This window comes from Riemerella columbina, assembly GCF_030517065.1.
Classification (GTDB): domain Bacteria; phylum Bacteroidota; class Bacteroidia; order Flavobacteriales; family Weeksellaceae; genus Riemerella; species Riemerella columbina_A.
This window is the reverse complement of record NZ_CP103950.1, coordinates 1,287,818-1,302,299: the sequence shown is the minus strand read 5'-3', so window position 1 is coordinate 1,302,299 and position 14,482 is coordinate 1,287,818. Positions and strand designations below refer to the sequence as shown.

Annotated in this window: 12 protein-coding genes; 9 read left to right on the top strand and 3 right to left on the bottom strand. The window is 41.6% G+C overall.

The window, feature by feature from the left end; translation table 11 throughout:
- Positions 1–12 precede the first annotated feature (12 nt).
- The 5 genes from pdhA (at position 13) to NYR17_RS06140 (ending at position 6,241) form a co-directional block, all read left to right on the top strand.
- Positions 13–1,014 carry a pyruvate dehydrogenase (acetyl-transferring) E1 component subunit alpha gene (pdhA, locus tag NYR17_RS06160; RefSeq protein ID WP_302504855.1) on the top strand — a complete coding sequence of 334 codons (1,002 nt, stop codon included), beginning with the start codon at positions 13–15 and terminating at the stop codon, positions 1,012–1,014.
- A gap of 65 nt (positions 1,015–1,079) precedes the next feature.
- Positions 1,080–2,687 carry a 2-oxo acid dehydrogenase subunit E2 gene (locus tag NYR17_RS06155; protein WP_302504854.1) on the top strand — a complete coding sequence of 536 codons (1,608 nt, stop codon included), beginning with the start codon at positions 1,080–1,082 and terminating at the stop codon, positions 2,685–2,687.
- A gap of 294 nt (positions 2,688–2,981) precedes the next feature.
- Positions 2,982–3,368, top strand: coding sequence for an acyl-CoA thioesterase (locus NYR17_RS06150; RefSeq protein ID WP_302504853.1), 387 nt, complete (start codon positions 2,982–2,984; stop codon positions 3,366–3,368).
- Between the two features lie 280 nt (positions 3,369–3,648).
- Entirely contained in the window at positions 3,649–5,772 is a 2,124-nt protein-coding gene (locus NYR17_RS06145) for a Tex family protein (protein ID WP_302504852.1), read from the top strand.
- Positions 5,773–5,902: 130 nt separating this feature from the next.
- Positions 5,903–6,241, top strand: coding sequence for a zinc ribbon domain-containing protein YjdM (locus tag NYR17_RS06140; RefSeq protein ID WP_302504851.1), 339 nt, complete (start codon positions 5,903–5,905; stop codon positions 6,239–6,241).
- Here the strand turns inward: NYR17_RS06140 and NYR17_RS06135 are convergent.
- The 3 genes from NYR17_RS06135 to alaS form a co-directional block, all read right to left on the bottom strand.
- The gene (locus tag NYR17_RS06135) at positions 6,238–7,176 is read right to left on the bottom strand and encodes an ABC transporter ATP-binding protein (protein WP_302504850.1); all 939 of its coding nucleotides are present in this window, start codon (positions 7,174–7,176) and stop codon (positions 6,238–6,240) included. The two genes, NYR17_RS06140 and NYR17_RS06135, sit on opposite strands and share 4 nt — an antisense overlap.
- A gap of 30 nt (positions 7,177–7,206) precedes the next feature.
- Positions 7,207–7,713 carry a methylated-DNA--[protein]-cysteine S-methyltransferase gene (locus NYR17_RS06130; protein WP_302504849.1) on the bottom strand — a complete coding sequence of 169 codons (507 nt, stop codon included), beginning with the start codon at positions 7,711–7,713 and terminating at the stop codon, positions 7,207–7,209.
- 73 nt (positions 7,714–7,786) lie between these two features.
- On the bottom strand, positions 7,787–10,390 hold the full coding sequence (alaS, locus tag NYR17_RS06125; RefSeq protein WP_302507019.1) for an alanine--tRNA ligase: 2,604 nt from the start codon (positions 10,388–10,390) through the stop codon (positions 7,787–7,789).
- A 212-nt stretch (positions 10,391–10,602) separates the two neighbouring features.
- Between alaS and NYR17_RS06120 the strand changes: the two genes are divergently transcribed.
- From NYR17_RS06120 to NYR17_RS06105, 4 genes are all read left to right on the top strand, one after another.
- On the top strand, positions 10,603–13,020 hold the full coding sequence (locus NYR17_RS06120) for a heavy metal translocating P-type ATPase (protein WP_302504848.1): 2,418 nt from the start codon (positions 10,603–10,605) through the stop codon (positions 13,018–13,020).
- Between the two features lie 49 nt (positions 13,021–13,069).
- Complete coding sequence (locus NYR17_RS06115) at positions 13,070–13,288, top strand: heavy-metal-associated domain-containing protein (RefSeq protein ID WP_302504847.1); 219 nt, start codon at positions 13,070–13,072, stop codon at positions 13,286–13,288.
- A gap of 76 nt (positions 13,289–13,364) precedes the next feature.
- Positions 13,365–13,730, top strand: a complete 366-nt coding sequence (mscL, locus tag NYR17_RS06110; RefSeq protein WP_302504846.1) for a large conductance mechanosensitive channel protein MscL — start codon at positions 13,365–13,367, stop codon at positions 13,728–13,730.
- Between the two features lie 84 nt (positions 13,731–13,814).
- Positions 13,815–14,474, top strand: coding sequence for a YggS family pyridoxal phosphate-dependent enzyme (locus tag NYR17_RS06105; protein ID WP_302507017.1), 660 nt, complete (start codon positions 13,815–13,817; stop codon positions 14,472–14,474).
- Positions 14,475–14,482 lie beyond the last annotated feature (8 nt).

The following is a 14,482-nucleotide window of genomic DNA, read 5'->3' as shown; positions in this document are numbered from 1 at the left end:
TTTTAAATTGATATGAAAGAATTTTCTAAAGAAGTTTACCTAAAATGGTATGCAGATATGACCATGTGGAGACGCTTTGAAGACAAATGTCGTTCTCTTTATTTAAAGCAAAAAATCAGAGGTTTCCTACATTTATACAACGGGCAAGAGGCCATTCCTGCGGGGTTTGTACACGCAATGGACTTGAGCAAAGACAGTATGATTACCGCTTATCGTTGTCACATTCACCCTATGGCGATGGGCGTAGACCCTAAGAAGATTTTAGCCGAACTTTGTGGAAAAGCCACTGGAACATCGCGCGGAATGGGCGGTTCTATGCACATTTTCAGCAAAGAACACCGTTTTTATGGTGGACACGGTATCGTTGGGGGGCAAATTCCATTAGGAGCAGGTATTGCTTTTGCGGATAAATATTTTGACAGAAAAGCCGTTAATGTTTGCTTTATGGGAGATGGTGCCGTGCGCCAAGGCTCATTACACGAGACCTTTAATATGGCGATGAACTGGAAACTTCCTGTTGTTTTCGTTTGTGAAAATAACCAATACGCTATGGGAACTTCCGTGAAGAGAACCGCCAACCACGAGGACATCTATAAATTAGGTTTAGGCTACGAAATGCCTTGTATGCCTGTAGATGCTATGGATCCAGAAAAAGTGGCAGAAGTTGCTTTTGAAGCCATAGAAAGAGCCAGACGCGGTGATGGACCTACCTTTATAGAAGCCAGAACTTACCGCTACAGAGGACACTCTATGTCTGATGCAGAACCCTACAGAACCAAAGATGAAGTGGCAATGCACAAAGAACACGACCCAATAGAATTGGTAAAACAAAGAATATTAGAGCACCACTGGGCTACAGAAGAAGAATTGGAAAAAATAGATGAACAATCTAAAGCTTTTGTAGAAGAATGTGTAGAATTTATGGAGAACTCACCATTCCCAGATCCAGAACAAGTTTATGATTTTGTGTACTCTACACCTAATTACCCTTTTTTAGATAAATTAGAAAATTAAGATAGATTTTAACGGATGTTAGTTTAAAATACAACCTAAAATCTTACATATAAAACAATTAAATTATGGCAGAAATTATTACTATGCCTCGCCTCTCTGATACGATGACGGAAGGTAAGGTGTCTAAATGGCATAAACAAGTAGGCGACGCCGTGAAAGAAGGCGATATTTTAGCGGAAATAGAAACGGATAAAGCCGTCCAAGACTTTGAGTCTGAGGTAGATGGTACTTTATTATACATCGGGATTAACGAAGGTAGCGCCGCACCAGTAGACAGCATTTTAGCGATTGTAGGTCAGCAGGGCGAGGATGTTTCCGCTCTTATTAGTGGGGGAGTAACTACTTCTAATAACGCTGAAAATCAAGAAGTTAAAACTAAAGCACCTGCAGAAGCCGCAACAGCAGCAAGCACTCAGCGAACAGAAATTCCTGATGGGGTAGAGGTGATTACAATGCCACGCCTTTCTGATACGATGACGGAAGGTAAAGTCGCCAAATGGCACAAACAAGTAGGCGATGCCGTAAAAGAAGGCGACGTTTTAGCGGAGATAGAAACCGACAAAGCCGTTCAAGATTTTGAATCTGAATTTGATGGCACTATGCTTTATCAAGGTGTTGCCGAGGGAAATGCCGCAGAAGTTGATAAAATTTTAGCAATTATCGGTCCTGCGGGAACTGATGTTTCTGCCATTATTTCTAACGGTGGAGCGCCAAAAGCAGAACATAAAATGACTACAGAGCAACCAAAAGCGGAAGCCCAAACTTCAGAGAAAGTGGCTGTAGCAGCTACAACACAGAATGTGTCATCACGGATTGCCATTTCGCCATTGGCTAAAAAAATGGCAGAAGAAAAAGGCATTGATATTTCCACTTTGCAAGGTTCTGGCGAGCAAGGCAGAATTGTGAAAAAGGATATTGAAAACTATAAACCAGCCGAAAAATCAGCAATACCTGTGGTAGCAACGGCACAGCCAGCGCTTCAGTTTGTAGCAGGTGAAGATACGGAAACGCCAAATTCTCAAGTGAGAAATGTGATTGCAAAAAGACTTTCTGAAAGTAAGTTCACTGCACCGCATTATTACTTAATGGTGGAAATCAATATGGATAAGGCGATAGCTGCGAGAAAAGACATCAACGCGCTGCCTGATACCAAAGTTTCTTTCAACGATATGGTGATTAAAGCCACAGCAATGGCGTTGAGAAAGCATCCGCAAATCAATAGCAGTTGGGCTGGAGACAAAATAATCCACCATGGTAATATCAATATTGGCGTAGCGGTGGCTATTCCTGATGGTTTGGTGGTGCCAGTGCTTAAAAATGCTGATTTTATGACTTATAATCAAATCTCGGCAGGCGTAAAAGATATGGCATCTCGTGCTAAAAATAAAGGACTGAAAGCCAACGAAATGGAAGGTTCTACTTTCTCTATTTCTAACTTGGGAATGTTTGGTATTGAGACCTTTACCTCAATTATCAACCAGCCGAATGCGTGTATTTTATCCGTAGGTGCTATTATTGAAAAACCAGTGGTTAAAGATGGGCAAATTGTGATTGGAAACACGATGAAACTTTCTCTCGCTTGTGACCACCGCGTGGTAGATGGCGCTACAGGAGCCGAATTCCTACAAACTTTAAGAACCTATTTAGAAAATCCATTAGCCTTATTGGTCTAATATTTTCATCAAAATTGAATAATAAAGAAAGCCATTTCAAAATTTTTGAGGTGGCTTTTTTATGTTTGTAAAGTTGAATATTCATAATAATAAATTTTTAATGATTTTAATAAGGACTAAATTTCAAAACATTTGTAAAATGCTAAGGTTAAAAGTCCTATAATTTATATTATGTTAAATTAAAGAGGGAAATATAAATTATAAACGCGACCATAGTTATTTTCTATAAAGCATTGGGCGCAGGTTCAATTGAGAATTGTACCTTTGTTATTACAAACCAAAAATACTAAATAAATGAATTATCACACACGCAAATGGATAAAACCTGAAGATTTAAACCCTAATCACTCGCTGTTTGGCGGTCGTTTATTGGAATGGATTGATGAAGAAGCGGCGCTTTATGCCATCATTCAGTTGGAAAACCCTAGAACGGTGACCAAATATATGTCGGAAATCAACTTTGTGAGCTCCGCCAAGCAAGGCGATATCATAGAAATCGGCTTAGAGCCTGTTCATTTCGGCAGTTCCTCTCTCACGCTAAGATGCGAAGTTCGCAATAAAATGACCCATCAGCCCATTATTACCATAGAAAAAATCGTGATGGTGGCATTAGATGAAAACGGAACGCCCCAACCTCATGGCAAAACTAAAATAGAATATGTAAAAGACCGATTGAAATAATATCGGTCTTTTTTTCCTTAACCAAATAACAACAATTTCATATAAAGCTTACCCCAAATAAAGTAAGCTTAACCTAAGTTGAAGTAAACATTACTCCGTTTAAAGCAACTCTTCCCCAGGTTAATGCAACCTCTCCCCTTTTTAAAGTAAAACTTCCCCTAAGTAAGGTAAATTTAACCCAAACTAATGTAAGTTTTCCCCAATATAAATCACAATTTCTAAGGGAATCAAGCATTATTTTGCTAACTTTACGCCCCTCAAAAATTTATAAATCACAACAATGACCCTCACACAATATATACAGAAACAGACGCAATTGGCGGAAAAATCCGTGGAGAATACCTTACAATTGTTGGGTGAAGGCGGCACCATTCCGTTTATCGCACGGTATCGGAAGGACCGAACGGGCAACCTCGACGAGATGGCGATTGAGCAAATCCTCAAAGGACAAAAACAATACGAGGAAATCCAAAAACGCAAGGAAACCATCTTAAAAACCATTGCCGAACAGCAACAATTATCGGCAGAATTGGAACAAAAAATCACGCAATCCTTTGATTTGCAGGAGTTAGAAGACCTCTACCTACCCTACAAAAAACGCCGAAAAACCAAAGCCGATACCGCTCGAGAGCAAGGCTTGGAGCCGTTGGCAAAAATCCTGATGGCTCAAAATTCCGATGAGATAGAACGCACCGCCCAGCGGTATATTTCCGCCGAAAGACCCAATGTAGAAGCGGTTTTGCAGGGAGCTTGCGACATCATCGCTGAGTGGATCAATGAAAATATCTTCGTGCGAAAACGCCTCCGACAGCTCTTCCAGCGTACCGCAAAAATCGTTACCAAAATCACCAAAAAAGGCAAAGAAAACCCCGATGATGCCCAAAAATATCAGCAATATTTTGACTGGAACGAGTCGCTTTCTCGTGTACCTTCGCACCGATTATTGGCGATGCTTCGGGCGGAAAATGAAGGGTTTATCAAAGTGAAAATTGAAGTCAATACCGATGATGCACTGGCGTTTTTGGAGCAAAACTTCATCAAAAATCAACGGAAAACCGCCCCCTACATTGCCCAAGCTTGCCACGAGGCGTACAAACGCTTGCTGGAACCCTCCATCGCCAACGAAATTCTGAGCGATGCCAAAGCCAAAGCCGATGAAAAGGCGATTGCTATCTTTGCCGACAACCTCAAACAGCTCCTTCTGGCGGCACCTTTGGGCGAAAAACGCATTCTGGCGATCGACCCTGGCTACCGCACGGGCTGCAAGGTGGTTTGTTTGGACGAAAAGGGCGACCTTCTCTACAACGAGACCATTTTTCCGCACGCTCCCCAGCACGAAACGGCATTGGCGATGAAGAAAATCCGCTCGATGGTCAGTACCTATCAGATTGAAGCCATAGCGATTGGCAACGGCACGGCGAGCCGAGAGACGGAACTTTTTGTGAAGAAAATCAAATTTGACCGAGATTTGCAGGTTTTTGTCGTTTCGGAGGCGGGGGCGTCGGTCTATTCGGCGAGTAAAATTGCCCGTGAGGAATTCCCCAATTACGATGTGACGGTGCGTGGGGCGGTGTCCATTGGCAGGCGGCTGAGCGACCCGCTGGCAGAGTTGGTGAAAATAGATCCGAAGAGCATCGGCGTGGGACAATATCAGCACGATGTAGATGCTACGCTCCTCAAAGAAGAACTGGATAAAACCGTGATACACAGCGTGAATGCTGTGGGTGTGAACCTCAATACCGCCAGTCAATCCCTGCTGCGTTATGTCTCTGGGATTGGCTACAAAATGGCAGAAAATATCGTGAATTATCGCTCGGAGCACGGGGCGTTTCGCAACCGAAATGACTTGAAAAAAGTGCCTCGTTTGGGCGAAAAAGTCTTCCAGCAAGCCGCCGCTTTTGTTCGCATTAAAGATGGCGAAAATCCGCTCGACAACTCGGCGGTGCACCCCGAAGCCTACCCTATTGTGGAAAAAATGGCGAAAAAAGTGGGCTTACATACGGCGGAACTCATCGCCAACAAAGCCAAAATTCAGCAAATCAACCCTGAGGATTTCACCACCGAAACAGTGGGTATTTTGGGCATTCGTGATATTCTGAAGGAGTTGGAAAAACCAGGCTTAGACCCTCGCCAGCACGCCCAGATTTTTGAGTTTGACCCCACGGTAAAAACTCTTGCCGACCTAAAAGTGGGAATGATTTTACCCGGAATTGTGAATAATATCACGGCGTTTGGTTGTTTTGTGGATATTGGCATCAAAGAGAGCGGATTGATTCATATTTCCCAACTCACCGACGGTTTTGTTGATGATGTGAATGCCCATGTAAAACTCCATCAGCCCATCAGCGTTCAGGTCTTAGAAGTAGACGCCCCCCGAAAAAGAATCGCCTTGAAGAAGGTGTGAGGGAGGAAAGTCTCCATTCTAAAAAGGGAAATAATTGCTCCTTAAAAAATAGATATAGGTTTTATGGGGAGCCACTTTTTCCCTTTTCCTCAAAAATCGTTATCTTTGTGGTTTAAATAATTATATTGTTATGAGTGATATCGTTTTATGTCCTAAATGTGGCTCGGAGTTTACCTATCCACAAGATGATTTGATGGTGTGTTCGCAGTGTTTTAATGAGTGGAATCCTGAGGATTACGCCGCTAATGGTCAAGAGAAAATTTTAGATTCTAATGGCAATGAGCTTGTAGATGGTGATACCGTGGTGGTGATTAAAGATTTGCCTGTAAAAGGCGCTCCAAAGCCCGTAAAAGCTGGAACGAAAGTTAAAAATATAAGATTAAATTATGATAGCGACCATAACATCAGCTGTAAAATAGATGGCTTTGGCGCTATGGGACTCAAGTCTGAATTTGTGAGAAAAGCTTAGTCTACTTTTAATCTCACCACACCATGAAGATGCCGCTCAGAATAGACAATCAGGGTGGTATCTTTTATTTTGACCCTATTCCAAAAGTAACTTCCAGCAAATAAACTCTCCACAACTTCGGCGGGCACACCATCTTCAGAAATTTTAATTTGATGTGGATAATACATTGTTTTCTCCCATTGGAGTTGCTTTTGAGTTTCAGCATCAAGGAAGTTAACCTCGCCAAAAAGTTGGGCTACATATTCATTTTTAGGATGATGATAAACCGATTCTGGCGTATCATTTTGGATGATTTCGCCATTTTTTAGAATTAAAATTTCATCTAACCAAGGCATAATCTCCTGCAGATTGTGCGTAGAAATAAGCACACTGATGCCATTGGCTTTGGCGTAAGAAAACAGCCGCTTTCTCAAGCTGATCGTTCGGGCGATGTCCAGATGGCTAAAAGGTTCATCTAAAAGCAAAAGTTTTGGCATTGATGATAAAGCTCTGGCAATTGCCACGCGCTGTTGCTGCCCACCACTAAGAAAATGCGGCTGTTTATCCGCCAATTCTTCCAAGCCTACCACGGCTAATAATTGCTGTACTTTTCGCCTTTTTTCCTCTAAATTGATGTTAGAAATAAATTGCCCTACATTATCATAAACCGTTCCATAGGGCATCAAATCATAATTCTGAGCCACCAATTTCATTTCCTTTTCGCCAGGGACAATGTTGGCTTTGGGTCCAAAAATAGGTTGTCCATCAAAAAAAATAGTCCCTTTTTGCCAATCCAAAAGACCATAAATCAGACTCAGCAAAGTAGATTTTCCGCAACCACTCTCCCCTGCAATACCGATGATTTTTCCTCGTTGAAATTGCCAATTCAAATCTTCAAAAATAGGCAAAGCATCAGGGTAGGCAAATGACAAATTTTTAATGGTCAACAGTTCCATCCATTCAGTTTTTGGGCGATAAAATAAGGCTTAGAGTAAAATGGATTTTTCTAATTCCAGTAGTTTTTGTTTCCGCCAAAGTCCGCCAGCATAGCCTGTTAAAGTGCCATTGGAACCGATAATCCGATGGCAAGGAATGACAATTGCAATTTTATTTTGACCATTGGCATTGGCAACCGCTCTCACCGATTTAGGCTTGCCCAATGCGAGAGCTTGCTGGGCGTAGGTTTTGGTTTCGCCATACGGAACTTTTTGTAAAACCTCCCAAACCGACTTCTGGAAAGGCGTTCCCACCGTAAATAAAGGCACTGTGAATGCTTTCAAATTGCCGTTAAAATAGGCTTCTAATTCTTGTTTTAACTGATGCAGATACGTGTTCTCCCCTTCTTTAACCTCAGTTTGCAAGGTTTTTTCTATTTGCTGAATATCTCGATCTACCGTTTTTTCATCAGAAAAAGCTAAAAGGCTGATCCCTTGCGTATGGGCGACAGCGATCATCTCCCCCAGCGGCGTGTTTAAAGAAGTTTTGAATAACATAAGCTAAAATTTAAAAAAGTTCAAGATTCTAAAACCAGCGTTGTCCTCTTGAACTTTTGGTGCAATTATCAATTTAAAGCGCCTTGGCTTTTTCCTCAGCTTTGGCTAAGCCCTCCAAATTTTTACCACCCGCTGTGGCAAAACCTGGGTTACCGCCACCGCCGCCTTGGATTTCCTTGGCGAGTTCTTTCACGATGTTGCCCGCGTGATACTGACCTTCCAAATCTTCGGAAACGCCCACGCTAATCATCGGCTTGCCTTGGGCATTGGATAGAATAATGGTCAATGATTTTGGCACTTCTTTTTTCAGCTGGAATACAATATCTTTTATCGATGCCGCATCCATCGCCGTGGTTTTCACTAAAACTTGCTTGTCGCTTTGGGTGATGTATTGGTTTTTCCAATCGGCGGTTTCTGCCTTGGCGATTTCCTTTTTCAGTTGTTCTACCTCTGATTTTAACTTCTGATGCTCATCAAGCAATTTTTCCACGGCTCTATAAACTTCTTTGGATTTTAAAAGCTGAGCCATTTGCTGCATTTGTGTTTCTAAATCTTTAAAATAAGCCGTGGCTTTATCTCCAGAAATGGCTTCTATCCTACGAATACCTGCCGCAGTAGAGCTTTCCGAAGTGATTTTAAACCAACCAATTTCCCCTGTAGATTGTGCGTGCGTACCGCCACAAAGTTCTTTAGAACTTCCGAACTCTATCATCCTCACATTGTCGCCATATTTTTCGCCGAAAAGTGCCATAGCACCTTTGTCTAAAGCCTCTTGGATAGGGATATTTCGGTATTCTTTTAATGCGATATTGGCTCTGATTTTATCATTCACTTTTTGCTCTACGCTTAGCAATTCTTCCTCCGACATTTTAGAAAAATGAGAGAAATCAAAACGGAGATAATCAGGGCCTACAAAAGAGCCTTTTTGCTCCACATGAGTGCCTAAAACCTCGCGGAGAGCCTCGTGTAGCAAGTGCGTTGCCGAGTGGTTGGCTTGGGTGTTTTTGCGTAAATCACGATTGACCACCGCTTGAAATTTCGCTTCTGGCGCTTTTGGCAAGTCTTTAACAATGGAAATATTGAGGTTGTTTTCCTTTTTGGTATCTAAAATTTCAAAACGACCTTCCGCATTACTGAGCCACCCACGGTCGCCCACCTGACCACCACCTTCGGCATAGAAAGGCGTTTGGCTAAGCACAATTTGATAAAATACGCCATCTTTATTTTCTATTTTTCGGTAGCGCGTGATTTGGGTATCTGCCTCTAACTCATCATACCCCACAAAGGTTTCTGGGGTTTCTTTCAAAATCACCCAATCGTCTACTTTTTGGGCAGAAGATTGTTTAGAACGCTGTTTTTGCTTTGTCATTTCTTCATCAAAACCTGCCTCATCTACGGTTAATTTCTTCTCTTCCGCGATGATTCTTGATAAATCGGCAGGAAAACCATAAGTATCATAAAGTTCAAAAACGGCAGCACCAGGTAGGGTTTTCTTGCCTTGACTTAAAGTCTCTTGGATGATGTGCTCTAACCGTACCAAACCGTGTTCTATGGTTTTAAGGAAAGAGATTTCTTCTTCTTTGATAACCTCTGTGACTAATTTTTCTTGCTTCACCATCTCTGGGAAAAAGGCGCCCATTTGATCTTTTAGCACCGCCACCAGCTGATACAAAAACGGTTCTTTAATGTCTAAAAAACGATAAGCGTAGGAAATAGCACGCCTTAAAATTCTTCTAATCACATAGCCAGCGCCATTGTTAGAAGGCAGTTGTCCATCAGCTATAGCAAACACCACTGCACGAATATGATCCACCACCACACGAATGGCAATATCTTTTTCGTCTTCTAAAAGACCACCGTATTTTTTACCTGAAATTTGCTCTACTTTTTCAATCAACGGTGTAAAAACATCGGTATCATAGTTGGAAGATTTGCCTTGTAGCGCCATACAAAGCCGCTCAAAGCCCATTCCAGTATCCACATGCCGAGAAGGCAGTTTTTCCAAGCTTCCATCGGCTTTTCTGTTGAATTCCATAAATACCAAATTCCAGATTTCTACCACTTGAGGGTGGTCTTGATTGACCAAATCTTTGCCTGGTATTTTGGCTTTTTCTTCTTCCGTTCTCAGGTCTATATGGATTTCTGAACAAGGCCCACAAGGACCGCTCTCCCCCATTTCCCAAAAGTTGTCTTTTTTATTACCATTGAGGATGCGAGATTCATCAATATGCGATTTCCAGAAGTTATAAGCCTCGGTATCTTTTTCTAAATTTTCGGATTGGTCACCTTCAAAAACTGTTACATAAAGGTTTTCTTTTGGGATTTTATAAATCTTGGTAAGAAGTTCCCAAGCAAAGGCGATGGCTTCTTTTTTAAAATAATCGCCAAACGACCAGTTGCCCAGCATTTCAAACATCGTATGATGATAAGTATCTCGCCCTACATCGTCCAAATCATTGTGTTTCCCAGACACTCTAAGGCATTTTTGAGTATCGGCTATTCTTGGCGACTGTGGTGTTTTGTAGCCTAAAAAATAATCTTTAAACTGCGTCATCCCTGAGTTAGAAAACATCAAGGTAGGGTCATCTTTGAGAACAATAGGTGCCGAAGGGACAATTAAATGGTTTTTACTTTTAAAAAAATCCAAAAATTGCTGGCGTATCTGTTGCGAAGTCATCATAAATTCGTAAAGTTATATAGAGGGCAAAAATAATTAAAATATTCTAAATATAGAGGCTTCATTTTAAAATTTGGCATATTTTTATCACAACTTAATCGATGTTTAATAAGGTAGAAACAGCCTGACATTTTGGCATAAAAAATAAGTTTTCTTTCCTTCCATTAAACCGCTAAACCTCACTGATTTTCTAACATAAAAATATTAAAATAATGGCAAATGCTCAGATAGAACTCCCATTAGAACATGTCGAAAGCGAACATTGCGCGCTCATTGTAGATCAAGGTTTGAGCCAAGTCCAAGGCATTTCCGCTCATCGTGTAGAGCTCAACAATCATCAAGCGGTCATTACGGTGGATTCTCCAGAAATCACCCAACAAGCTGTGCAAGCCATTCGGGATTTAGGCTATGGCGTGAGCACTGTTAAAAAGACTTTTCCTGTGCTCGGAATGAGCTGTGCCTCTTGTGCGGGCAGCGCCGAAAGTACGGTGAAATATCTCCCTGGCGTGGTGGGGGCATCGGTTAATTTTGCGACTGGAAACCTCAATGTAGAATATCTGCCCAATATGGTTAATCCTCAGCAAATCCAGCGTGCGGTGCAGTCTTCGGGCTACGATTTATTGATAGAAGACAACGAAGACCAGCAACAAGATACTTTGGAAGCCATCCACGCGGAAAAATTTCATCAACTTAAAGTCAAAACCCTATGGGCAGTGGCGTTATCATTACCGTTGATGCTCATTGGAATGCTCAATATCCAGCTCCCTTATGCTGATTTTATTATGTGGGCATTGGCAACACCTGTGGTCTTATGGTTGGGAAAAGATTTCTTCGTTAATGCGTGGAAACAAGCCCAACACCGCTCTGCCAATATGGATACTTTGGTGGCGCTCAGTACAGGAATTGCGTATGGCTTCAGCGTTTTTAATTTGTTTTTTGCCGATTTCTGGCATCAAAAACAATTGCACGCGCCTATCTATTTTGAAGCTTCAGCGGTGATTATCGCTTTCATTTTATTAGGTAAACTTTTGGAAGAAAAAGCCAAGGGTAACACCTCTTCTGCCATTAAAAAACTGATTGGACTGCAACCTAAAACGGTAACCTTAGTGCAAGCCGATGGCAAGGAGCAAACCATCGCTATAGATGCTGTAACAATAGGGGATCGCATTTTAGTAAAACCAGGCGAAAAAATTGCGGTAGACGGTGTGGTGAGCTCTGGGCAGTCTTATGTTGATGAAAGTATGCTCACTGGCGAGCCTATTCCTGTCCTCAAAAGTGAGGGCGATCAAGTTTTTGCAGGCACCATTAACCAAAAAGGAAGTTTCCAGTTTAAAGCCGAAAAAGTGGGCAAACAAACCCTCTTGTCACAAATCATCAAAACCGTTCAAGATGCCCAAGGCAGCAAAGCACCCGTTCAAAAATTAGTGGATAAAATTGCGCGGATTTTTGTACCGACGATTTTAGGCATTGCTTTGGTTACTTGGCTTGTGTGGTGGATTTTCGGTGGCGAGGAAGGCTTTTTCCAAGGCTTGCTCTCTGCCATTACCGTGCTGATTATCGCGTGTCCGTGTGCTTTGGGCTTGGCTACGCCTACCGCTATTATGGTTGGCGTGGGCAAAGGTGCCGAACAAGGCATCCTCATCAAAGATGCCGAAAGTCTTGAAAAAGCCGAGAAAATCACCGCGATTATTTTAGATAAAACAGGAACCATAACCGAAGGAAAGCCCCAAGTTTCAGGGATACATTGGCTTAATGGCACACCACAAGCAGAAAGCGTTTTGTATAGTATTGAAAAACAATCTGAACACCCCTTAGCCGAGGCTGTGGTGCAATATTTAGAAAAAAATGCTTCAATTCAAAAGTTAGAAATCAGCCATTTTGACAGTATTACAGGCAAAGGTGTACAAGCCGATTTTGAACAAAAAACTTATGTGGTAGGCAATCAAAAATGGTTGGAAGCGCAGCATATTAGCATAGACCAGACTTTAATGCAACAAGCCGAAGAATGGCGAAAAACAGCAAAAACGGTCATTTGGTTTGCCGATTTAGAGAAGGCGCTCGCGGTGGTTGCCATTGCCGACCAGATTAAAACGACTTCGGTGGAGGCTATTCGAGAAATTCAGAATATGGGTATAGAGGTCTATATGCTCACTGGGGATAATGCCGCCACTGCCCAAGCTATGGCACAGCAAACGGGCATCCCCCATTATAAAGCCGAAGTGCTTCCGCAGGACAAAGCCGATTTTGTGAAAGACTTGCAACAACAAGGCAAAACCGTCGCAATGGTGGGCGATGGCATTAACGATAGCACCGCTTTGGCAACGGCGGATGTGAGCATCGCGATGGGGAAAGGCTCTGATGTCGCAATGGAAGTGGCTAAGATGACCATCATTTCTTCGGATTTAAAGAAAATTCCGCAAGCCATTCGCCTTTCTAAACAAACCGTAGCCACCATTAAACAGAATTTATTTTGGGCGTTTATATATAACATCATCGGTATTCCTATTGCTGCGGGTGTGCTCTACCCTATCAATGGCTTTCTCCTCAACCCGATGATTGCAGGGGCAGCGATGGCGCTCAGTAGTGTTAGCGTGGTCACCAATAGTCTAAGGCTTAAATGGAAATCTTAATCTTTAAAAATAAATCACGATATTTGCTAAATCTTAAAACAACAATACAATGGAAAATCAAGAATTTAAATTTAAAACCAATATCAATTGCAGTGGTTGTGTATCTTCTGTAAAACCGCATTTAGACGGCGAAGCCAACATTTCCGAATGGCATGTAGATACAGATAATAAGGACAAAATTTTAACCGTAAAAGCAAAAAATCTTACCCCAGAACAAATCTCAGAAGTGGTGAAAAAAGCGGGTTTTAAAGCAGAAACGGTAGCTTAATTATTTTTTAACAATCCTATTTATTATTAAAAATATTTTACTAATTTTGCCGCTTTAAAATTTTAAAACACAAATTATGGGATTCGTAAAAGAATTTAAAGAGTTTACCTTCAAAGGTAATGTAGTAGACCTTGCGGTAGCGGTAATTATCGGTGGGGCGTTTGGAAAAATCGTATCTTCTTTGGTAGATGATGTGATTACGCCATTATTGCTTAACCCAGCGCTAAAAGCTGTAGGTGCAGAGAACATCGCACAATTATCTTGGAATGGCGTGAAGTACGGTAACTTCCTTGCTGCCATCATCAACTTCTTGTGTATTGCTATTGTATTATTTGTATTGATTAAATCTGCAAATAAAATGAAAAAAGAAGAGCCAGAAGCACCTGCAGGACCTACACAAGAGGAACTTCTAACTGAAATTAGAGATTTATTGAGAAAATAATTTATTCTTAAATTATTTTTAAATTCAACAAAAACCGCCTTAGTGCGGTTTTTCTTATTTTTGTCCTACCTAAAAAAATCAATGATGAGCTTAGAAGAAAATTATCACGCAATAAAACAATCCTTGCCAGAGTCTATCCAGCTTGTGGCAGTTTCCAAAACCCATCCAGTGGAGAAAATCCAGACCATTTATCAGTTAGGGCAAAGGGCATTCGGTGAAAATAAAGTGCAAGAAATGATCGCCAAGCAACCGCTCCTTCCTGCCGATATAGAATGGCACCTGATAGGACATCTGCAAACCAACAAAGTCAAATATATAGCGCCATTCGTAGCGTTGATTCAGAGTGTGGATTCCAAAAAATTACTCCAAGAAATCAACAAGCAAGCCGAGAAAAACCAACGCATTATTCCTATTCTACTCCAAGTAAAAATAGCGCAAGAAGACACCAAAACAGGAATGGACATCGCCGAAGCTAAAGCTTTAGCCGAGGAAATTTCACAAGGGCTTTATCCACATATCGCATTAAAAGGATTGATGGGCATCGCCACTTTTACCGATGATGAAAACACCGTTCAACAGGAGTTTTTGAGGCTTAAAAACTTCTATGATGAACTTGCGCCTTTGTATCAGTTGGAAACCCTATCCATGGGAATGAGCCACGATTTTCCATTGGCGATAGCTTGCGGTGCCAATTCCGTGCGCATTGGCTCTGCTATTTTTGGCGAAAGAGATTATTCTGCATAAATGATTTT